Source organism: Trichococcus alkaliphilus, from assembly GCF_003008695.1.
Classification (GTDB): domain Bacteria; phylum Bacillota; class Bacilli; order Lactobacillales; family Aerococcaceae; genus Trichococcus; species Trichococcus alkaliphilus.
Map to the genome: position 1 here is coordinate 72,644 of NZ_PXZT01000012.1, position 20,867 is coordinate 93,510.

Sequence of the window (20,867 nt, forward strand, 5' to 3'; positions counted from 1 at the left end):
ATGATTCGCCTTCACGGCAGCGGCTATGAATGGGATCCAACTACATGGCGGAACAAAAGTTTATGGCGGAACATTTTTCGTATTCCTCGACTATCTGAAAGCTGCTGTACGTCTGAGCGCCATTCAAAAAGTCCCGGTTACATACGTAATGACCCATGATTCCGTGGCGGTCGGGGAAGATGGACCTACCCATGAACCAGTCGAACATTTGGCAAGCCTACGCTGCGTGCCGAATGTCCATGTCATCAGACCCGCTGATGGAAATGAGACAGTCGCGGCCTGGAAAATTGCGATGCAGTCAAAAGAGACACCTACAGTCTTGGTGCTGAGCCGACAAAACCTGCCGGTCATTCCTCAAACGAAGGAACTGGCTGAGGCCGGTGTCGCAAAAGGCGGCTACGTCCTCTCCAAACAACAGGGCGAAAAAACCGGACGGCATTCTGATCGCAACCGGATCGGAAGTGAATCTTGCAATCAAAGCCCAGAGCAGCCTGCGTGAACAAGGCAAGGACGTCTCCGTCGTGTCCTTCCCAAGCTTCGATCTGTTCAACCGCCAGTCGTCGGAATACAAAGAATCCGTGTTGCCGAAAGACGTGAAGAAGCGCGTGTCGGTTGAAATGGGCTCCAGCTTCGGTTGGGAACGCTACGTAGGGGATCATGGTGCTATGATTGCAATCGATACATTTGGAGCCAGCGCACCTGGTGAGACGGTCATCAGAGAATATGGTTTTACTGTCGAACGCGTCGTTTCTGTTTTTAATACGTTGTAGAAAAACGAAAGGGATAAGACTCGATGGAGTTTTGTCCCTTTTTGTACTATTGTTAAGATAATGGATTACACCTTAGGGAGGATCATTAAAATGGTGACAACATTTATATTCGATGTCGATGATACATTGTACGACCAATTGGAACCCTTCAGACGGGCTTTCCAAAAGCATTTTAGCCGGTTTGAGGATGAAGTGAAGATAGAAGAACTATATAAGCTGAGCAGAAAATACAGCGATGAGGCTTTTGAATCGACGGGCTATGAAATCACAAACATGAGAAAGATGCACATTTACCGCATCTCAAAGGCATTCGAGGAGCTGGGCATCCGGATAACCGATGAGGAAGCGTTGCAATTTCAAATGGCCTACGAAGCATTTCAGAACGAAATCAAACTAATCGAAGAGATTCCGCAGATTTTTGAACTGCTGCTCCAAAGAGGCGCCAAAATCGGCATCATCACAAACGGTGCCAACGATAACCAACTCAGGAAAATCAATCAATTGGGTCTCGACAAATGGATCGCTCCCGAAAATATGCTGGTTTCGGAAGGAGCCGGCGTCTCCAAACCCAGTAAAGAAATCTTCGAAGCGATGGAAAGAAGAATGGTTTTCTCGAAAAACGACGTATATTACATTGGAGACAATTTCGATAATGATGTAATTGGGGCAACTGCGGCTGGCTGGAAGACAATCTGGGTGAATTTCCGGAACCACAAAATAACCAACCAGGAAGTGTCGGCAACTTATGTGGTGGAGACCCCGGAGGAATTGTTGCGGTTGGTGGATGGACTTACTCAACCAAACGAGAAAGCATCCAGGAATTACTACCTGTTTAAAAGTTAAAGTATAAGAACGAAAATTGGTGAATAAAAAAACAAACTAATGTTTGACAGCGCTTTCTTTATTGGTATAATAGGTGTTAGGCGATATATTATGGATTTATGGAGACACATGATACATTGTCTAAATATAACTGGGGGGATTAAATTATGAATGAAGAAATGGAACTATCGGAACACAGCCCGGAAAAATTGGTGGAACTGATCCAACAAGGGCATCCTATGTACTTTGAAGAACTTTTCTACAGGTTTTTGCCGTTGGTTAAGAAATTCAACAAAGCTTATTACCTACGTTCTTTGGAACAGGAGGACTTTTGGCAAGAAGCACGCATGGTTTTGTATAAGGCTGTTCAGTCTTATGTTCCCGAAAAAGGCTTGCAGTTTGCGAGTTTCTACAAACTGACTCTTAAGCACCACATTTTTAGCTTGATCAGAAAAGAAAGCGCCGTCAAGAGGAAGATTGACAAAGGCGCGGTGTCGTTGGATGCAATCTTGGAAAATCAGTACAGCAATCATACGGAATATTCCTTTGAAGGCGTAGTTTCGATGAACTTCTCTCCTGAAGAGATCGTTATGGTGAAAGAAAGTGCATCAGGTTACTTTGAAATTTTGTCTGATTTCGAGCAAGCTGTGTTCATTCGTTTCATCAATGGATCGGATTTTCTGACCATCGCCGATGAACTGGATTGCGAAGTGACTTCTATTAAGAATGCCTATGATAGATGCCACCGCAAAATGAAACGTTTGTTAGATTGATATCCGAATAATGCCTCGCCGGAAAAACTTTCCGGCGGGGTATTTTTTCTTTTAGTAAAAACAGTTCCTGAGTTCATTTATTTGGCTCAATTGTGCTACACTTTAAGTACGAATTTTATTAAGCAAGGACCTAACTATGAATAAAAATAAACGTTTGATCTATATTTCATTATTGGCTGCGCAAGGTGTGGTCATCACGATGCTGGAGCGGGCGATTCCGTTTCCGTTCGCGTTTGCCCCTGGTGCGAAGCTGGGTTTGGCGAATATCATTACATTATTGGCAATCTTTACGCTGCCTTATAAGGACAGTTTGAAGGTCGTGTGGATGCGGCTGTTGATCTCGACGTTGTTGGGCGGGACGTTATCTACCTTCCTTTACAGTTTTGCGGGGGCTTTTTTGAGTTATGGCGGGATGCTTTTGGTCCGGCTTTTGGGTCCGAAGCGGGTCAGCATGATTGGGATCAGCGCTGCCGGAGGGATTCTGCATAATGTCGGCCAGCTGGCGATGGCAAGTCTGATCGCGCAATCGTTCAGTGTGATGCTCTACTTGCCGATCCTTTCCATTACCGGCATCTTCTCGGGGATCGCGGTCGGTGTGGCAGCGAATTACTTGTTGGAGCACGTTTCGACGATTCGTCAGTTCCAATTGGAGGAGTCCGCTAAAAGTAAATTGACGAAAGCGTGGTATGAGGCTTCATTGGTCTACCGGGAAGGGAAAGACTAGCGTTTTATTGTGAGAACATCTCCAATGCGAAAGGTTTTAAGCCGACCCGTGAGGAAGAAAACAAGGTGAAAAAGATGAAAAAATGCTCATACATGAACTTTTTCATGCTACTTGCAGGTTTTGCATGGACAATTATTCACAAATACACTATACTTATAAATGTGGTTATTTTAAATAAGTGAATGAGCGCTGCGAGGCGCTGGACATAGAAAAAAGGAGACTGCCAAATGAGTAAAAAGAATATTGTGGTTGTGGGAGCAGGTTTCGCCGGTGTGGCCGCCGCGAAGAAACTGTCCCGACATTTCAAGAAAAATCCGGATGTCTTGATCACCTTGATCGACAAACATTCCTACCAGACTTACATGACCGAGTTGCATGAGGTGGCAGCGGGACGTGTGCAGCCCGATGCGATCCAATACGATCTGCAACGTCTGTTCAGCCGTAACAGAAACGTGGATATCATTACGGATGAAGTGACCCATGTGGACCGTGAAGCGAAAGTGGTTACAACTAGCAGCCATAGCTTCAACTATGACTACCTGATTCTGGCAATGGGTGGCGAGCCGAATACGTTCAACGTCCCCGGTGTCGATGAGAATGGTTTCACGATGTGGTCCTGGGAAGATGCGAACAAAATTCGCCGTCATATCCAGGATACAGTCGAAGCAGCTTCAAATGAACACAATGATGAAAAACGCAAAGCAATGTTGACTGCAGTAGTCAGCGGAGCTGGTTTTACCGGTGTGGAACTGGTCGGCGACCTGATGGAATGGAAAGACCAACTGGCTAGAGCCAACAAATTGGATCCGGCTGAATTCAGCCTTTATTTGGTTGAAGCTGCACCACAAATTTTGGGTGTCGTTACCGAAAAGGAACAACAAAAAGCTGAGAAATACATGCTGAAGCAAGGCATCCAAATCATTAAAGGCAATGGCGTTGCAAACGTCAAGAAGGACAGCGTCGAGTTGTCTGATGGAACCGTCATTCCGACACACACGCTGATCTGGACGGCAGGGGTAAAAGCGAACACAGACGTAGCTGCTTACGGCATCGAACAAGCAAGAGCGGGCCGTTTGGTAGCCAATAAATACATGGAAGCAAAAGATTCCGAAGGCGTCTATCTGGCAGGGGACTTGGTCTACTACGAAGAGCCTGACAAAAACAACGCGCCAGTACCGCAGATCGTTCAGTCCGCGGAACAAACGGGACATACAGCCGCAGCCAACATCATCGCTTCTATCGAAGGCACCGAGAAGCACGAACACAAAGGAACGTATCAAGGATTCATGATTTCGATCGGTTCCCGTTATGGCGTGGCCTACTTGATGGACAAAATCCATTTGAGCGGCTTCATAGCAATGTTGGTGAAACACATGGTGAACTTGTTCTACTTCATGACGATTGGTTCAGGTTATTATTTCGTGCAATACATTTATCATGAATTCTTCCATATCAAAGAAAAACGCAACATCTTCCGTGGTCACTTGTCCCGTTTGGGTAATGTACTTTGGGCACTGCCATTGCGTGTCTTCTACGGCAGCATGTGGACGTGGGAAGCGCTCAAGAAGATCTTCGGCCTGTACGGCACGACTTCTTGGTTCGGCGATGAAATCGTCCTGCCTTTCGCTTGGTTGAAGGAAGCGACAACCGGGGCATCCGAAGCGGTAACCGACACGGCTGCTGCAGTCAGCCAGCCGGTATTCGGTTTGAGCTATGCCTACGGTGAAGAACCGATGATGATCTTCAAAGAGGCGCCTGAGTGGTTCAACAGCATCATGCAGGTCATGATCCCGAATCCGGAAATGGCTTTGTTCTTCCAGAAATTCATGACAATCGTCGAGTTGCTGATCGGTTTAGCGATCATCGCAGGCTTGTTCACTTTCTTGGCAAATGCCGCAACGATCGCATTGGTGATCTCGTTCTCCTTATCCGGGATGTTCTACTGGGTGAACATGTGGTTCATTCCTGTGGCCATCGCTTTGATGAACGGTTCAGGCAGAGCCTTCGGTTTGGACTACTACGTGATTCCATGGATTCAGAAGAAACTTGACAACTGGTGGTACGGTAAGACAAAATCAATCTATAGACCGGGCATCGGTCAATAATAACGATCTAACAGGGTTAAGGTGGGGAGACTTGCTTTAGCCCTTTTCTTTTCAGAAGAGAGGGACGGGAAATGAGAAAATACCTGAAAATGATCCGCAGGGGCGATCTGCTCATCATCCTTTTTTTGATGGCGGCTTCCTTCCTGCCGTTGGGGGTCTTCTCCTACCATCAAGCCAATGCGGAGAGCGCGGATAACATCGCAGTCATAAGTGTGGACGGCAACGTGGTGAAGGAATTTGTCCTGAAGGATGACGGCAAAACGGAGACGTATGTCTATCAGGACGACCACGGGCATGAGAATGTGATCGTGCGGGAAGGGGCCCAAATCCGGATTGCTTCCGCCGATTGCGACGACCAATTGTGTGTGCGCATGGGCGCGAAGGATGGCATCGGGGAGACAATCATGTGTCTGCCGAACCGCGTGCTGGTGGAGGTGCGGGGTGCCCAAGGGGCGACTGCTGACGATGAAGAGGCCCTCGACATCATCTCCTGACAAATACTTAAGGGCAGAACAAAAGGAGTTCAGTATGAAAATTCATTCGATGTGGGACCAGTATCCGCTGTTGGAAGCGGAGTTGGTCGCCACCAATGAGCTGTTGGAAAAAAACATAACACTCAAAAATCAAGCGGTCAGGGAAGCGATCCTGTCGCGGCTACTCTCGGGTGGGAAAATGCTGCGGCCGGCCTATTGCCTGTTGTTTTCCTACTATTCCCCGCAACGGGATGCGGAACGGGCGCAGGCGATCGCGGCGGCAGTGGAGCTGTTGCATACGGCGACGTTGATGCATGATGACGTGATCGATGAAGCCGGCACCCGCCGCGGCCAGGAGACGATGAACCGAGCATTCGGCAATCAGATTGCCGTCTATTCGGGGGATTACCTGTTCACGGTCTGCTTCCGCTTGCTGTCCGCTTATGCGGGCGATGCGGCGGTGCTGAAGATCGACACGAATGGGATGGAAAGCATTCTAATCGGCGAGCTGAACCAGATGGATATGCGCTACAATCCGAACATGCGCATGCGCGATTACTTGCGCCAGATCCAAGGCAAAACAGCCCAACTCTTCGCCTTGAGCTGCTATGCCGGTGCCTATGGATCGGATGAGGATGAGAAGTTGGCCCAGCTGGCCTATCGGATCGGCCACAATATCGGCATGGCCTTCCAGGTCATGGATGATGTATTGGATTACACGCAAGACGATAAGACCTTGGGCAAACCGGCTCTGAGCGACTTCCGCAACGGCATCTACACGGCGCCTGTGCTGTATGCGATGCAAGCCGATCGTAAAGCCTTCGCTGCCTATATCGCCAAAGGGGCGGATGTGACTGCTGAGGAGCTCGCGGAGATTCATGGTTTGGTGGAACGCTATGGCGGCAATCGCGCTGCACAGGCCTTGGCCAAGAAGTACACGACGAAAGCGCTGAAGTTGATCAAAAAGTTGCCGGATCATCCCGTAAAGGAAACGCTAACGAAATTAACTGAGCAATTGCTTTATCGCAATATGTAGCAAAGCTGTTGTGACGCGTTATGCGGATTGATAGCATCTCATTTTAAGATAAAACATTAGAAAATAATGGTTTTTTTATATAAATATAAGGATTTTATTTGGCTAAAGATGTAACAAATGGTATGATAAGTAAGTGGAGAGATATAGGGAGCTTGTGATTGGCATCACATATCTAGCCATTATAATAAAATAGAACAGGGTGGGATAGATTATGGAACTAAAGAAAACGTTATCTACAGCAACTCTTTTGTTGGCATCAACTTTCGTATTAGCAGCTTGCGGCGGAGCCGACACAGAAACTGAATCCTCAGAAGCGGCTTCATCCGAAGTTGTAGTTGAGTCTTCTTCTGAAGCATCTTCAACAGCAGCTGAATTGCAAGACGGCACTTACACATTGGTTGAAAAGAACTTCGACACACGTGGCTGGAAAACTGAATTCTCGATCACTGTCGTGGACGGAAAAATCACTGCCTCAACATATGAGAACGTGAATGAAGCCGGCGAAAAGAAATCTGAAGATGCGGAATACCAAGCTAACATGACAGGTAAAGTTGGCGTAGGTCCTGCTGAGTACTTCCCAGCATTGAACAGCCAATTGGTTGAAAAACAAGATCCTGACGCGGTGGAAGTCGTAACAGGCGCTACGAATTCTTCTGACACCTTCAAGAAATATGCACAACAGTTAGTTGATGCAGCAACAGTCGGCGAAACAGATCCAATCGAAGTCGACAACGTAGTCGAAGAATAAACCAAGTTTCCGCTTTTCTGGTGTATTCAGGAATAAAAAAGATTATCATAGACAGGTAGGGACAGCGTTCTTGTTCCTGCCTGTTTTTTTTAAATGTAGATATGGGGTGAACGGATGAAAAAATATATGAATAAAGCCGGGCTTTCGGGTGTAATGCTGCTGGCGCTCCTCTTAGGGGGCTGCGGCAATAGCGACACACCAGAAGAAACGACTGTACGGAAAGAACCGTATGAGAAAACGGAATTTCTGATGGGGACATATGTGACGGTGCGCGTCTATGACGAAGGCAAAGAGGCCGTTTTGGAAAAAGCGTTCGACCGCGTGGAGGAACTGGCCGACAAGATCACTGTAAATGAACCCGGGTCGGAGATCGATGCAGTCAATACTGCGGCAGGGACGGCGGCGGTGGAACTGTCTGATGATGTCTACCCGTTGGTGAAGAGCGCGTGGGCTTACAGCGAGGCGTCCGATGGGGATTTCGACTTGTCGATCGGGCCGATCACGGAACTGTGGCATATCGGCTTCGATGACGCCAGGAAGCCGGAACAGAGCGAAATCGATGCGGCATTGACTTTGGTCGATTACGAGCGCGTCGTGCTGGACGAGAAGGAACAGACTGTCCAGTTGGCAGATGCGGGCATGCGCTTGGACTTGGGCGCCATCGCCAAGGGCTACATTACCGACGAAGTGAAGGAATTGCTCGTCGAGGAAGGTGTGACGACGGCCATCATCGACCTCGGCGGTAACGTTTACGTGCTGGGGGGATCGCCGTTGCGTGAAGGGGAGTCCTGGAACGTAGGCATCCAGGATCCGTTGGCGGCGCGCGGGGAAACCATTGGCAAGACGAAGCAAAAAGACCGTTCGATCGTGACTTCAGGGATCTATGAACGCTACATTGAAGTGGACGGCATCAGCTACCACCATCTGATGGATCCGGAAACGGGCTATCCGTTCGATAACGACATCGCCGGTGTTTCAATACTGTCCGATAAATCGATTGATGGGGATGCCTTATCGACGCTCGTCTTCGGTCTCGGGATGGAAGCGGGTCTGGCCTATGTCAACGAACGGGACGATATCGAAGCCGTTTTTGTCACAAAGGACAAGAAAGTCTACGTTTCGGACGGTTTGGCGGATAATTTTGAACTGACGAATGACGATTATATTTGGGAAAATGAGTAGGAGTGAATGAGATGAATGTACCTGTATTTTTGGAATTTGTGGAAATCAAAACCAAGTTGGCCAGCCTGTTTCCGTTTGTGCTCGGAACCTTGTTTACCCTCTACCATTTCGGCAGCATCAATGCGTTGAACACTATTTTATTCTTCATAGCAATGGTCGTATTTGATATGGCGACGACAGCCATCAACAATACGATGGACTATGTAAAAGCGAAGAATCTGGTTTACCGCGATGAGGAAAATATCCTCGGGAAAGCTTCGATTTCCGTCAAAAAAGCTGCGACGATCATCGTTTCGATGATTGCATTCGCTGCGTTGCTCGGATTGATTTTGACGGCGCGGACCAATCTGTTGCTGCTGGTGATCGGTGCGCTCTGCTTTGCGATCGGGATCCTGTACACGTTCGGTCCGTTTCCGATTTCCCGGATGCCTCTTGGGGAAGTGGTTTCGGGACTGACGATGGGCTTCGGCATCTTCTTCATCGCTGTCTTCGTGAACGTGCCAGCCGGAACGTTGGCGTCGCTTCTGGTTCAATGGCCGAACTTTACGTTGGCGGGAAACATCGCGACGCTGCTGGTCATCCTGCTGCAGTCAGCGCCGCTTGTGTTCAGCATCGCCAACATCATGCTGGCGAACAATATCTGCGACTATGAAACGGATATTTCCAATCACCGCTACACGTTGACTTTCTACATCGGCAAGCCGGTTGCTGTACGCCTGTATGCTTGGCTGTATTACGGCGCATTCGCTGCGACGACAATTTCGGTGCTGTTCGGTATCTATCCGGTCTGGATGCTGTTCATCTGGGCGATCTTCCCGATCATCCAGCGCAACATCAACCGCTTCAAAGCCAAACAGGATAAAGCGACGACCTTCGATTTGGCGATCAAAAACCTGATTCTTTATCACGGTTTGGAAATCATCCTGCTGATTGTGTCGCTTATCCTGAAATGATCACGATCAGACACGGAGCCCCTGCGGATAAGTTATTTCTGAAGGAAATGACTTATCAGGCGATCTATTCGCCCAAAGGCGGGGGCTTTTTGCCGCGGAAGGTCTTGGAAGAGCCGGCAATCCGACGCTACTATGCGGACTTCGGCAGGGAAGGCGATTTGGCCTTCGTAGCGCTGTCCGATGGTGAATCGGTCGGGGCTGTGTGGGTCCGGTTTGCAACGACTGAGCAAAAAGGCTATGGTTTCGTCCGCGAAGATGTGCCGGAGCTCATGGTTGCTGTGCTGCCGGCTTTCCGCGGGCGCGGAATCGGGACAGCGCTTCTGGAGCGGGTGCTGATGCATCTGCGGGCAATTGATTTGGAGGCTGTCTCCTTGAGTGTGGCCCGCTCCAATCCGGTGCACCGCCTTTATGAGCGCTATGGATTCCGCACCGTGAAAAACCAGCGGAATTCTTGCACAATGTTGCTTGAATTAACATGCCTATACAATGAAGCGTTTTCATAATGGCAGTTTCGAAAAAGCTTTTAAAATTGTGTCCAAAATGTTACTTCTTGCTTTTAATGAAAAGCCAGTTACGTTATAATGGCTATGGATTCGGAGTGTCTTATCTTTCGGAATCTTCATTTATTGACCAAGAAAGCGCTATATTCATCCCCTGCATTTTCCGTCCGCTTAAATAAAGAGAACGAGGTCAGTTGCAATCGGAGCGGGTCAACCTGTTCCGCAACGTAATTTTCCTTGTCCGTATTTGGAGGATTAAAAATGAAGGACAAACTTTTTGGTGTTTTACAGCGTGTTGGCCGTTCGTTCATGTTGCCAATCGCCATTTTACCAGTAGCCGGACTCTTTTTGGGTATCGGTGGGTCATTTACTAATGCTACGACACTAGAAACATATGGTTTAACGGAACTGATGGGTCAAGGGACCTTCATTTATGATGTATTGAACGTAATGAACCAGGCCGGATCGGTTGTCTTTGGGAACTTGCCGTTGATCTTCGCTGTCGGCTGTGCCATCGGTATGGCGAAAGCTGAAAAAGCGACTGCATCTTTGGCTGCTGTCATCGCCTTCCTGATCATGCATTCATCCATCGGCGCTATGATCGTAGCCCGTGGCGGCGCAGATCAGTTCATCGAAGGATCAATCTCAAACGTATTGGGTATCGAGTCATTGCAAATGGGTGTTTTTGGAGGTATGATCGTCGGTTTGGGTGTTGCTGCACTTCATAATCGCTTTTATAAAATTCAATTACCAGCTGCTCTTTCATTCTTTGAAGGCACTCGTTTTGTTCCGATCATTTCATCGATCGTCTACTTGTTCGTAGGTATCCTGATGGTTTACATCTGGCCGCCAGTGCAAGAAGGCATCAATGCGATCGGTGCTTTGGTACAAGGTTCCGGTTATGCAGGAACATGGCTGTATGGTTTCATGGAGCGTGCGTTGATTCCTTTCGGTCTTCACCACGTATTCTACTTGCCTTTCTGGCAAACAGCAGTGGGTGGAACGATGGAAGTCGGCGGAAAAATGGTCGAAGGTGCACAAAACATCTTCTTCGCGCAATTAGCTGATCCTGACACAACTATCTTCAGTGTTGCCGCTACACGTTTCATGTCAGGTAAATTCCCGTTGATGATCTTCGGCTTGCCTGGTGCTGCTTTAGCGATGTACCGCACAGCTAAACCAGAAAAAAGAAAAGAAGCCGGCGGACTATTGTTGTCTGCTGCGTTGACTTCCATGCTTACGGGTATCACTGAACCGTTGGAATTCACATTCTTGTTTGTTGCTACACCGTTATATATCATTCACTCTGTTTTGGCCGGTGCTGCTTATATGCTGATGCATATGTTCAGCGTAGGTGTCGGTATGACTTTCTCAGGCGGATTCATCGATATGTTCTTGTACGGTATCCTGCAAGGGAATGCAAAAACGAACTGGATCTGGATCGTCATCATCGGTATTGCTTACTTCGTAGTCTACTACTTCCTGTTCTCATTCTTGATCAAGAAGTTCAACTACAAGACTCCAGGTCGTGAAGATGATTCGACTGAAGTGAAGCTGTATACACGTGCTGACATGAATGCGAAAGCGCAAGAAGGCGCTGTAGACCTTTCGTCAGTCGTGAAAAACGAAACGGATGAAATGTCTGCTTCCATCATTTATGGTCTAGGTGGCGCAGCGAACATCGTGGACGTCGACAGCTGTGCGACACGTCTGCGTACAACTGTAGCAAACGGAGATTTGGTTGATGCAGAATTATTGAAGGGCACGGGAGCTTCCGGCGTCATCCATAAAGGAAACGGCGTTCAAGTTGTTTACGGACCGAAAGTTTCTAACATCAAATCAAACCTGGAAGAATTCATTGAAAGCGGCAGTGCTGCAAAACTGCCTTCCAAAGAAGACTACTATGGTCTGAAGGCTGTTGAAAAAACAGAAGAAAAAGCAACAGTAACACCAGCAGCGCCTGCTGCTGAAGAAAAAGCGACAGTTGCCACTACTTTGCGTTCGCCTATCGCTGGTATCGCCATTCCATTGACGCAAGTGGATGACGCTGCCTTCGCCAGTGAAGCATTGGGTAAAGGGATCGCAATCGAACCTGCAGTCGGTGAAGTTGTTTCACCGATCAACGGTAAAGTCGTCATGGTTTTCGACACGAAGCATGCTATCGGTCTTGAATCGGACGAAGGTGTTGAAATTTTGATCCACATCGGCTTGGATACAGTCAATCTGAAAGGTGAAGGTTTCACTACCTATGTTAAGGCTGGAGATTTTGTTGAAATCGGAGACAAATTGGTTGATTTCGATATCGACTTCATCAAAGCTTCCGGTTACAAGACAACTACTCCTATCGTAATCACAAACACTTTCAATTACAAAAACATTGAAGTTGTTGCAGAAGGTACTGTAGATCTTGGCGATGCAATCGTTACAGTTCAATAAGAAGTAAGATTCAACGCGGATAAGGTAATGCAGAAATGAATAGCGCAACAAAAAGGTTTCCGGTCTCAGATCCGGAGGCCTTTTTGTATTTCTGGGCGTATCCACAAAAATAAAAAGGTTGACTATTTGGGGCAGGCGCTCTAATATTAGCTTGTATTGTGTACACAAATAGAGAGAAAATAGGTGAGCGACATGGCTATAAGAAAAGCCGCATTAGCCTGTACCGTATGTGGATCAAGGAACTACACCATCACACCTACTGAAAAAGGTCGTACAGAACGTTTGGAAGTCAAGAAATTTTGCCGGTACTGCGGAAAGCATACCTTGCACAAAGAAACGAAATAAAGACGAAACTGGCAACATATAGTAGGAGGATAAGCATGAAATTTCTGAAGAGCGTAACGGATGAAATGAAGCAAGTGACTTGGCCGACTGGTAAGGAATTAGCAAAATATACAAATACGGTAGTCGTTACAACCATTCTATTCGGAATATTTTTTGCCGCAGTAGATTTTGGGATCACAGAGACAATGGATTTAATCTTAAATTAAAAGAAGATTTGTAGCCATACGGTCTTCGTGATGCTATAATGTTAACGCCGTACAGAAGGAACCTTTCAAAGACAGGAAGGTTTTTTTGTTTACAAAAAACGAAGTCAAATAAAAATCCACCAAGAAAGAAGATGCAGAAATGGAAACGATCGAAAACGAAAAACAATGGTATGTGTTGCACACTTATTCAGGTTATGAGAACAAAGTGAAGCTGAACATCGAATCGCGTGCGCAAAGCATGAACATGGAAGACCATATCTTCCGCGTCGTCATCCCGGAAGAAGAGCAAGTAGAAGTGAAGGACGGCAAAGAGAAGGCAACTACGCAAAAAACCTTCCCTGGTTATGTATTGGTTGAAATGATCATGTCTGATGAAGCATGGTTCGTTGTCCGTAATACACCGGGCGTTACCGGTTTCGTCGGATCGCATGGAGCAGGAAGCAAGCCATCCGCTTTATTGAATGAAGAAATCGAAGTCATTCTGAAACGCATGGGCATGAGCACACGCATGCATGACGTGAAATTCGAAAAAGGCGAGCCTGTCACCATCACCGATGGCGCATTCAATGGCTTGTCAGGGTTCGTTGAAGAAGTGGACAGCGAAAAAGGCAAGTTGAAAGTCATGATCGAAATGTTCGGCCGCGAAACGATTGCCGAGCTCGATTACGACCAAGTTGATAAAGGTTAAAAAAACTATTGCATTAATTTGGGTGTACTGATATAATATATCGGTACGTTCAGGCGTATGGATTGAGTGGGAGGGGAAATCTTAACCCCATTAAACCACATCACGAACAATCAAGGAGGTATGTCTCGTGGCTAAAAAAGTTGTTAAATTAGTTAAGTTACAAATTCCTGCAGGTAAAGCATCTCCTGCTCCACCAGTAGGTCCAGCTTTGGGTCAAGCACAAGTAAACATCATGGGATTCTGTAAAGAATTCAATGCACGTACAGCTGACCAAGCAGGTATGATCATTCCCGTTGTCATTTCTGTATATGAAGATCGTTCATTCACCTTCATTACTAAAACTCCTCCAGCTCCAGTATTACTGAAAAAAGCTGCAGGTATCGAATCAGGTTCAGGCGAACCGAACAAGAAAAAAGTTGGTACCGTAACACGTGACCAAGTTAAAGAAATCGCTGAAACAAAAATGGTAGACTTAAATGCAGCAGACGTAGAAGCTGCTATGCGTATGGTCGAAGGTACTGCCCGTTCAATGGGTATTACAGTTCAAGACTAATTCAAAAGGCAGCTTCTCATGTGGCCTTCCGAACGCTCGTTAGACGTTTTTGGCCACACGTGGGAGGTTAATCCGTTAAAACCACAATCTAGGAGGAAAATTCAATGGCTAAAAAAAGTAAAAAATTCCAAGATGCTGCCAAAAAAGTGGATTCTACTAAATCATATTCAGTAGAAGAAGCAGTAGCATTAGCGAAAGAAGTCGATTTTGCAAAATTCGACGCAACTGTTGAGGTCGCTTACCGTTTAGGGATCGACACTCGTAAAAATGACCAACAAATCCGTGGAGCAGTTGTGCTTCCAAACGGAACTGGTAAAACACAACGCGTTTTAGTATTCGCTAAAGGCGAAAAAGCTAAAGAAGCTGAAGCTGCTGGTGCAGACTACGTAGGCGACGCAGACATGGTTCAAAAAATCCAAGGTGGATGGTTTGACTTTGATGTTGTTGTTGCAACTCCTGACATGATGGGTGAAGTTGGACGTTTGGGTCGTGTATTGGGACCTAAAGGCTTGATGCCAAACCCTAAAACAGGTACTGTAACAATGGACGTAACGAAAGCTATTGACGAAATCAAAGCTGGTAAAGTTACATACCGTGCTGACAAAGCTGGTAACATCCACGTTCCTATCGGTAAAGTATCATTCGACGATGCTAAATTGTTGGAAAACTTCCGCACAATCCACGATGTAATCGTGAAAGCTAAACCAGCAACTGCTAAAGGCCAATACGTTAAAAATGTAAGTGTAACAACTACATTTGGACCTGGCGTTAAAGTGGACGCAAGCTCTTTATAAAAAAACCTTGACCTGAACGACTATCTTTGGTATAGTCGTTGAGGTTAATATATGCTTACCGAAGACAGCAGGGGGTGCGAGCCTTAATATACCTGCCGAGGAAGAATCCAATGAGATATTTATGGATCCTCTATGTCTAGGTGACATAGAGTTTTTTGTTTTTACAAGAAATTCTATCATAAAATCCAGGGGGTGAAATATAAGATGAGTGAAGCTGCTATTGCACAAAAACAACTGTTGGTTGAAGAACTGACAACAAAAATCCAAGAATCCGCATCTGTAGTCGTTGTTGATTATTTAGGTCTTACTGTTGAACAGGTGACTGAATTAAGAAAACAATTGCGTGAAGCTGGCGTAGAAATGAAAGTTATCAAAAACTCTCTAATGATACGTGCTGCTGTCGCTGCAGGTTTGGAAGGAATGGAAAGCATTTTCAAAGGACCTACTGCTGTTGCATTCAGTTCTGAAGATGTTGTTGCTCCAGCCAAAATCATGGCTGAATTCGCAAAAACTGCTGATAAACTAGAAATCAAAGGTGGTATCGTTGAAGGCAACGTTTCTTCTAAAGAAGAAATCGAAGCTTTGGCAAAACTACCAAACCGCGAAGGTATGCTTTCTATGTTACTTTCAGTATTACAAGCTCCAGTCCGCAACTTTGCGTTGGCTATTAAAGCTGTATCTGAGAAAGACGGCGCAGCTGCATAATCTGCAGTTCTGCTGAAGAATCAAACACAAGCTTCCTTTCGGAGGCACAAAAAAACTTAAACCAAAAACGGAGGAACACAAAATGTCATTAAACATCGAAGCAATCATTGCTGACATCAAAGTAGCAACAGTTTTAGAATTAAACGACTTAGTAAAAGCTATCGAAGAAGAATTCGGCGTAACAGCTGCAGCTCCAGTAGCAGCAGCAGGTGCAGTAGCAGCAGCTGAAGAAGAGCAAACTGAATTCAACGTTGAATTAACTTCAACTGGCGATTCAAAAATCAAAGTAATCAAAGTTGTACGTGAAGCTACAGGCCTAGGCTTGAAAGAAGCTAAAGCTCTAGTTGACGGCGCTCCTGGCGTTATCAAAGAAGCTGTATCTAAAGAAGATGCTGAAGCATTGAAAGCTCAATTAGAAGAAGTTGGCGCTTCTGTAACAATTAAATAATCTTTTTCCAAAAGATTGTTTCTACAGAAACACAATTCTTGATTGTGTAAATAGACTAGCCAGGATAAGCAATTATCCTGGCTTTTCTTATATTTTCCTTGCAGTATCGGACTTCCGTCAGAAGGAGTTGGAAATATGTCAAATCATTACTACACAAAGAATCCTGAAACCGAAAGCAAAGAAACTTCCTGGACGTTTCCTTTGCGGGATCGCGAATTCCGTTTCATCTCGGACAGCGGCGTCTTCTCCAAAAAAACGGTCGACTTCGGTTCGCGCTTGCTGATCGAAAGTGTGCGCTTGAATGAGGAAGTAGCCGGGGATATCCTGGATGTCGGCTGCGGTTACGGACCGATGGGGCTTGCGCTCGCGCATGCTTATCCTGCCAGACTGGTGGAGATGGTGGACGTAAACGAACGGGCGTTGTCTTTGGCGCGCAGAAATGCGGAAGCCAACAACATCCGCAATGTGAAAGTCTACGAATCGAATACCTACGACCAAGTGTCGGAAGGAAGGCAATTCGCTGCAATCGTCAGCAATCCGCCGATCCGCGCCGGGAAACAGGTCGTCCATCGCATCCTGTCGGAAGCACACACGCATCTCTTGCCGGGTGGCACGCTGACTGTGGTCATCCAAAAGAAGCAAGGCGCGCCGAGTGCTGAACAGAAAATGCTGGATGTCTTCGGGAATGTCGAAGTCATCGCCCGCGACAAAGGGTATTGGATCATCCAATCGGTCAAGGCTTAATGCGCGTCCCGGATCGCTCCGGATGCGGGCAGAAGGCTGTTGACAAATGAAAGCCATGTGTGTAGAATAGTAAGGTAATATAGACGCATAAGATAATTCAGAAAACGCGACTGAAATATTGTCCAGACGCGCTTTTCGAGGCAGAAAACAAAAGAAAGAGTAATTTTCTCAGAAATTGCAACCTTCTTTTGGTTTTTTTTTGCCAAAAAAACGTTGCGGAATGTATATGTAACAAAAACGTAACACTTGTTGCGAAAATGCAACATAAGAGTGTGTTGTCGCTAAATGTCTAAATTTAAGTAGGGGTGAAGAAGTTGTTAGGGCATAATGAAAAATTCGGGAAACAACGTACCCGCAGAAGTTATTCGCGTATCAGTGAAGTGTTAGAGCTTCCTAACCTGATTGAGATTCAATCGGATTCTTATGAATGGTTCCTGGAAACTGGGATCAAAGAGATGTTCAAGGACATCACACCGATCGAAGATCACACAGGGAACTTAGCATTGGAATTTGTCGACTATGAATTCCATGATCCAAAATACACTGTTTCAGAAGCACGTGCACATGATGCCAACTACTCGGCACCGATTTATGTAAAACTGCGTTTGATTAACAAAGAAACAGGCGAAATCAAAGACCAGGAAGTTTTCTTCGGTGACTTCCCATTAATGACAGACATGGGTACCTTCATCATCAACGGAGCGGAACGTGTTATCGTCTCCCAATTGGTTCGTTCTCCAGGCGTTTATTTCCATAACAAGATGGACAAAAACGGAAAAGAAAGCTTCGGAAACACATTGATTCCTAACCGTGGCGCATGGTTGGAATATGAAACAGATGCGAAAGACATCTCTTACGTCCGTATCGACCGCACCAGAAAAATCCCGTTGACCGTATTGGTCCGCGCATTGGGCTTCGGTTCGGATGATCAGATTCTTGAAATCTTCGGCGACCACGAAAGCTTACGTTTGACTATGGAAAAAGACGTGCATAAAAACGCATCGGACTCCAGAACAGAAGAAGCGTTGAAAGACGTCTACGAGAGACTTCGTCCAGGCGAACCGAAAACGGCAGACAGCTCGCGTAACTTGCTGAATGCCCGTTTCTTCGACCCAAGAAGATATGACATGGCTCCTGTTGGACGCTATAAAGTAAACAAAAAATTGAATGTCAAAACACGCTTGTACAACCAGATATTGGCTGAAACATTGGTCGATCCTGAAACAGGTGAAATCATCGCAGAAAAAGGGACTGAATTGGACCGTGGCATGATGGAACGCTTAACGCCTTATTTGGACAACGGCTTGAACCAAGTGACGTTGTATCCTTCTGATGATGGCGTTGTGACAGATCCGGTGGTTATGCAAGTAGTGAAAGTCTACTCTAAAAAAGACCCTGAGAAAGTCATCAACATCATCGGGAATTCCGAAATTGCTGACGATATCAAACATCTGACGACTGCCGACATCTTTGCTTCCATGAACTACTTCTTCAACCTTACTGAAGGATTGGGAACAACGGATGACATCGATCACTTGGGTAACAGACGTATCCGTTCAGTCGGAGAGTTGTTGCAGAACCAATTCCGTATCGGTTTGTCACGGATGGAGCGTGTCGTGCGCGAAAGAATGTCCATTCAGGATGTTTCTACCGTCACACCGCAACAATTGATCAATATCCGCCCGGTAGTGGCTGCAATCAAAGAATTTTTTGGTTCATCCCAATTGTCACAGTTCATGGACCAAACGAATCCATTGGGCGAATTGACGCACAAACGTCGTCTTTCAGCCTTAGGACCCGGCGGTTTGACGAGAGACCGTGCCGGATATGAAGTCCGAGACGTTCACTATTCCCACTATGGCCGTATGTGTCCGATCGAAACGCCTGAGGGCCCGAATATCGGACTGATCAACAGCTTGTCCAGTTACGCTAAAATCAACAAATATGGTTTCATCGAAACGCCTTACCGTCGTGTCGACTGGAACACGCATAAAGTTACCAATATCATCGACTACTTGACCGCTGACGAAGAAGATAACTTCACCGTTGCGCAAGCCAACTCGGTCCTGTTGGAAGACGGAAGCTTCGCCAACAACATCGTCATGGCCCGTTATATCCATGACAACTTGGAAGTTCCGATCGAACGCGTCGATTACATGGACGTTTCTCCAAAACAAGTAGTTGCTGTCGCGACAGCCTGCATTCCGTTCTTGGAAAACGATGACTCCAACCGTGCTTTGATGGGTGCCAACATGCAACGTCAAGCTGTTCCGTTGATCAACCCGCAAGCACCGTTTGTCGGTACCGGGATGGAATACAAAGCCGCTCATGACTCAGGTGCAGCTCTGTTGTGCCAAAATGATGGTGTGGTTGAATACGTGGATGCCAAAGAAATCCGTGTCCGTCGTGACAATGGTGCTTTGGATAAATACGAAATCATCAAGTTCCAACGTTCCAACTCAGGAACTTGCTATAACCAACGTCCAATCGTAGCTTTGGGAGACCGTGTCGATGTCGGCGAGACATTAGCGGATGGCCCATCTATGGAAAAAGGCGAAATGGCTCTTGGACAGAACGTTTTGGTTGCCTTCATGACTTGGGAAGGTTACAACTACGAGGATGCTGTTATCATGAACGAACGTCTTGTGCGTGATGATGTGTACACTTCTATCCATATCGAAGAATATGAATCAGAAGCACGCGATACGAAGCTTGGACCTGAAGAAATCACCCGCGAATTGCCTAACGTCGGCGAAGATGCTTTGAAAGATCTTGACGAGCGCGGCATCATCCGCATCGGTGCGGAAGTTAAAGACGGCGATATCCTGGTCGGTAAAGTCACTCCTAAAGGGATGACGGAACTGTCTGCGGAAGAGCGTCTGTTGCATGCCATCTTCGGTGAAAAAGCCCGCGAAGTGCGCGATACATCGCTACGTGTTCCTCACGGCGGCGGCGGTATCGTCCACGATGTGAAGATCTTTACCCGTGAAGCAGGGGATGAATTGTCACCTGGCGTGAATCTGTTGGTGCGTGTCTATATCGTTCAAAAACGTAAGATCAACGAAGGGGATAAAATGGCCGGACGTCATGGTAACAAAGGGGTTGTATCCCGTATCATGCCTGAAGAAGATATGCCATACATGCCAGACGGCACTCCTGTTGACATCATGTTGAACCCTCTAGGGGTACCATCGCGTATGAACATCGGACAAGTATTGGAACTTCACTTAGGTATGGCTGCCCGTTCATTAGGCATCTACGTCGCATCTCCGGTATTCGATGGTGCGGATGAAGATGACGTTTGGGGTACTGTAGCTGAAGCTGGTATGGCGAACGATGCCAAAACGATCCTTTATGATGGCCGTACAGGTCAACCATTCGATAACCGTGTATCAGTCGGCGTCATGTACTATCTGAAACTTTCCCACATGGTTGATGATAAATTGCATGCTCGTTCAACTGGACCATACTCTCTAGTTACGCAACAGCCGTTGGGTGGTAAAGCTCAGTTCGGTGGACAACGTTTCGGAGAAATGGAAGTTTGGGCACTGGAAGCTTATGGTGCTGCCTATACATTGCAAGAAATCTTGACATACAAATCAGATGATGTTGTCGGTCGTGTGAAAACATACGAAGCGATCGTCAAAGGCGAAACAATTCCTCGTCCAGGTGTACCTGAATCATTCCGCGTATTGGTGAAAGAATTGCAAGCACTCGGATTAGATATGAAAGTGCTTGATGAAGCAGAAGAAGAAATCGAATTGCGCGACATGGACGAAGAAGACGATGTTGTGAATATGGAAAGATTAAACAAACAATCTGAAGCAATGAAGAGAGACTAATTCGTGTTCCCGGGCGCTGC

20 protein-coding genes, 1 pseudogene and 1 other annotated feature are annotated in these 20,867 nt (G+C 46.5%); all 21 genes and pseudogenes read left to right on the forward strand.

Features of this window, described 5'->3' with window-relative positions:
• Positions 1-16: 16 nt before the first annotated feature.
• Positions 17-770 (forward strand): annotated as a pseudogene (locus tag C7R73_RS10325) (transketolase-like TK C-terminal-containing protein); the annotation flags it as partial.
• Between the two features lie 90 nt (positions 771-860).
• Positions 861-1,613: an HAD family hydrolase gene (locus tag C7R73_RS10330; protein ID WP_161525928.1), complete on the forward strand. Its 753-nt coding sequence runs from the start codon at positions 861-863 to the stop codon at positions 1,611-1,613.
• Between the two features lie 146 nt (positions 1,614-1,759).
• Positions 1,760-2,365: a sigma-70 family RNA polymerase sigma factor gene (locus tag C7R73_RS10335; RefSeq protein ID WP_106450445.1), complete on the forward strand. Its 606-nt coding sequence runs from the start codon at positions 1,760-1,762 to the stop codon at positions 2,363-2,365.
• 136 nt (positions 2,366-2,501) lie between these two features.
• Complete coding sequence (locus tag C7R73_RS10340) at positions 2,502-3,089, forward strand: Gx transporter family protein (RefSeq protein ID WP_106450446.1); 588 nt, start codon at positions 2,502-2,504, stop codon at positions 3,087-3,089.
• Between the two features lie 227 nt (positions 3,090-3,316).
• Positions 3,317-5,194, forward strand: coding sequence for an NAD(P)/FAD-dependent oxidoreductase (locus C7R73_RS10345; protein WP_106450447.1), 1,878 nt, complete (start codon positions 3,317-3,319; stop codon positions 5,192-5,194).
• 71 nt (positions 5,195-5,265) lie between these two features.
• Positions 5,266-5,688, forward strand: a complete 423-nt coding sequence (locus tag C7R73_RS10350) for a NusG domain II-containing protein (RefSeq protein ID WP_106450448.1) — start codon at positions 5,266-5,268, stop codon at positions 5,686-5,688.
• A 34-nt stretch (positions 5,689-5,722) separates the two neighbouring features.
• Positions 5,723-6,703 (forward strand): polyprenyl synthetase family protein, encoded by a 981-nt coding sequence (locus C7R73_RS10355; RefSeq protein ID WP_106450449.1) that lies wholly within the window; start codon positions 5,723-5,725, stop codon positions 6,701-6,703.
• 211 nt (positions 6,704-6,914) lie between these two features.
• Positions 6,915-7,451: an FMN-binding protein gene (locus C7R73_RS10360; protein ID WP_106450450.1), complete on the forward strand. Its 537-nt coding sequence runs from the start codon at positions 6,915-6,917 to the stop codon at positions 7,449-7,451.
• A 126-nt stretch (positions 7,452-7,577) separates the two neighbouring features.
• Positions 7,578-8,633 carry an FAD:protein FMN transferase gene (locus C7R73_RS10365; RefSeq protein WP_338064720.1) on the forward strand — a complete coding sequence of 352 codons (1,056 nt, stop codon included), beginning with the start codon at positions 7,578-7,580 and terminating at the stop codon, positions 8,631-8,633.
• Between the two features lie 11 nt (positions 8,634-8,644).
• Positions 8,645-9,586 carry a 1,4-dihydroxy-2-naphthoate polyprenyltransferase gene (menA, locus tag C7R73_RS10370; protein WP_106450452.1) on the forward strand — a complete coding sequence of 314 codons (942 nt, stop codon included), beginning with the start codon at positions 8,645-8,647 and terminating at the stop codon, positions 9,584-9,586.
• Positions 9,583-10,089: a GNAT family N-acetyltransferase gene (locus tag C7R73_RS10375; protein ID WP_106450453.1), complete on the forward strand. Its 507-nt coding sequence runs from the start codon at positions 9,583-9,585 to the stop codon at positions 10,087-10,089. The genes menA and C7R73_RS10375 overlap by 4 nt, the downstream gene beginning before the upstream one ends.
• 258 nt (positions 10,090-10,347) lie before the next feature.
• A complete protein-coding gene (locus C7R73_RS10380; RefSeq protein WP_106450454.1) occupies positions 10,348-12,522 on the forward strand; it encodes a PTS sugar transporter subunit IIABC in 2,175 nt (724 codons plus the stop codon).
• Between the two features lie 192 nt (positions 12,523-12,714).
• The gene (gene rpmG, locus C7R73_RS10385) at positions 12,715-12,867 is read left to right on the forward strand and encodes a 50S ribosomal protein L33 (protein ID WP_072763840.1); all 153 of its coding nucleotides are present in this window, start codon (positions 12,715-12,717) and stop codon (positions 12,865-12,867) included.
• 35 nt (positions 12,868-12,902) lie between these two features.
• Positions 12,903-13,073 carry a preprotein translocase subunit SecE gene (gene secE, locus C7R73_RS10390; protein WP_106450455.1) on the forward strand — a complete coding sequence of 57 codons (171 nt, stop codon included), beginning with the start codon at positions 12,903-12,905 and terminating at the stop codon, positions 13,071-13,073.
• A gap of 139 nt (positions 13,074-13,212) precedes the next feature.
• The gene (nusG, locus tag C7R73_RS10395; RefSeq protein WP_086628827.1) at positions 13,213-13,761 is read left to right on the forward strand and encodes a transcription termination/antitermination protein NusG; all 549 of its coding nucleotides are present in this window, start codon (positions 13,213-13,215) and stop codon (positions 13,759-13,761) included.
• A gap of 127 nt (positions 13,762-13,888) precedes the next feature.
• The gene (gene rplK / locus C7R73_RS10400) at positions 13,889-14,314 is read left to right on the forward strand and encodes a 50S ribosomal protein L11 (protein ID WP_068562458.1); all 426 of its coding nucleotides are present in this window, start codon (positions 13,889-13,891) and stop codon (positions 14,312-14,314) included.
• A 104-nt stretch (positions 14,315-14,418) separates the two neighbouring features.
• Positions 14,419-15,108, forward strand: coding sequence for a 50S ribosomal protein L1 (gene rplA, locus C7R73_RS10405; protein WP_086628828.1), 690 nt, complete (start codon positions 14,419-14,421; stop codon positions 15,106-15,108).
• A gap of 40 nt (positions 15,109-15,148) precedes the next feature.
• Positions 15,149-15,275, forward strand: a sequence feature (ribosomal protein L10 leader region).
• Positions 15,276-15,312: 37 nt separating this feature from the next.
• Entirely contained in the window at positions 15,313-15,813 is a 501-nt protein-coding gene (gene rplJ / locus C7R73_RS10410; protein ID WP_106450456.1) for a 50S ribosomal protein L10, read from the forward strand.
• Between the two features lie 82 nt (positions 15,814-15,895).
• Positions 15,896-16,261 (forward strand): 50S ribosomal protein L7/L12, encoded by a 366-nt coding sequence (gene rplL, locus C7R73_RS10415; RefSeq protein ID WP_086986651.1) that lies wholly within the window; start codon positions 15,896-15,898, stop codon positions 16,259-16,261.
• Positions 16,262-16,396: 135 nt separating this feature from the next.
• Positions 16,397-17,005, forward strand: a complete 609-nt coding sequence (locus C7R73_RS10420; protein WP_106450457.1) for a class I SAM-dependent methyltransferase — start codon at positions 16,397-16,399, stop codon at positions 17,003-17,005.
• Positions 17,006-17,319: 314 nt separating this feature from the next.
• Positions 17,320-20,847, forward strand: coding sequence for a DNA-directed RNA polymerase subunit beta (gene rpoB / locus C7R73_RS10425; protein WP_176974279.1), 3,528 nt, complete (start codon positions 17,320-17,322; stop codon positions 20,845-20,847).
• Positions 20,848-20,867: the final 20 nt, after the last annotated feature.

Coding starts and splice junctions, on each gene's coding strand:
- rplA (WP_086628828.1), top strand. CDS start 14,419: ATGGCTAAAAAAAGTAAAAAATTCCAAGATGCTGCCAAAAAAGTGGAT.
- C7R73_RS10355 (WP_106450449.1), top strand. CDS start 5,723: ATGAAAATTCATTCGATGTGGGACCAGTATCCGCTGTTGGAAGCGGAG.
- C7R73_RS10380 (WP_106450454.1), top strand. CDS start 10,348: ATGAAGGACAAACTTTTTGGTGTTTTACAGCGTGTTGGCCGTTCGTTC.
- C7R73_RS10420 (WP_106450457.1), top strand. CDS start 16,397: ATGTCAAATCATTACTACACAAAGAATCCTGAAACCGAAAGCAAAGAA.
- nusG (WP_086628827.1), top strand. CDS start 13,213: ATGGAAACGATCGAAAACGAAAAACAATGGTATGTGTTGCACACTTAT.
- C7R73_RS10360 (WP_106450450.1), top strand. CDS start 6,915: ATGGAACTAAAGAAAACGTTATCTACAGCAACTCTTTTGTTGGCATCA.
- C7R73_RS10375 (WP_106450453.1), top strand. CDS start 9,583: ATGATCACGATCAGACACGGAGCCCCTGCGGATAAGTTATTTCTGAAG.
- menA (WP_106450452.1), top strand. CDS start 8,645: ATGAATGTACCTGTATTTTTGGAATTTGTGGAAATCAAAACCAAGTTG.
- C7R73_RS10335 (WP_106450445.1), top strand. CDS start 1,760: ATGAATGAAGAAATGGAACTATCGGAACACAGCCCGGAAAAATTGGTG.
- secE (WP_106450455.1), top strand. CDS start 12,903: ATGAAATTTCTGAAGAGCGTAACGGATGAAATGAAGCAAGTGACTTGG.
- rpmG (WP_072763840.1), top strand. CDS start 12,715: ATGGCTATAAGAAAAGCCGCATTAGCCTGTACCGTATGTGGATCAAGG.
- rplJ (WP_106450456.1), top strand. CDS start 15,313: ATGAGTGAAGCTGCTATTGCACAAAAACAACTGTTGGTTGAAGAACTG.
- rplL (WP_086986651.1), top strand. CDS start 15,896: ATGTCATTAAACATCGAAGCAATCATTGCTGACATCAAAGTAGCAACA.
- C7R73_RS10350 (WP_106450448.1), top strand. CDS start 5,266: ATGAGAAAATACCTGAAAATGATCCGCAGGGGCGATCTGCTCATCATC.
- C7R73_RS10340 (WP_106450446.1), top strand. CDS start 2,502: ATGAATAAAAATAAACGTTTGATCTATATTTCATTATTGGCTGCGCAA.
- C7R73_RS10365 (WP_338064720.1), top strand. CDS start 7,578: ATGAATAAAGCCGGGCTTTCGGGTGTAATGCTGCTGGCGCTCCTCTTA.
- C7R73_RS10330 (WP_161525928.1), top strand. CDS start 861: ATGGTGACAACATTTATATTCGATGTCGATGATACATTGTACGACCAA.
- C7R73_RS10345 (WP_106450447.1), top strand. CDS start 3,317: ATGAGTAAAAAGAATATTGTGGTTGTGGGAGCAGGTTTCGCCGGTGTG.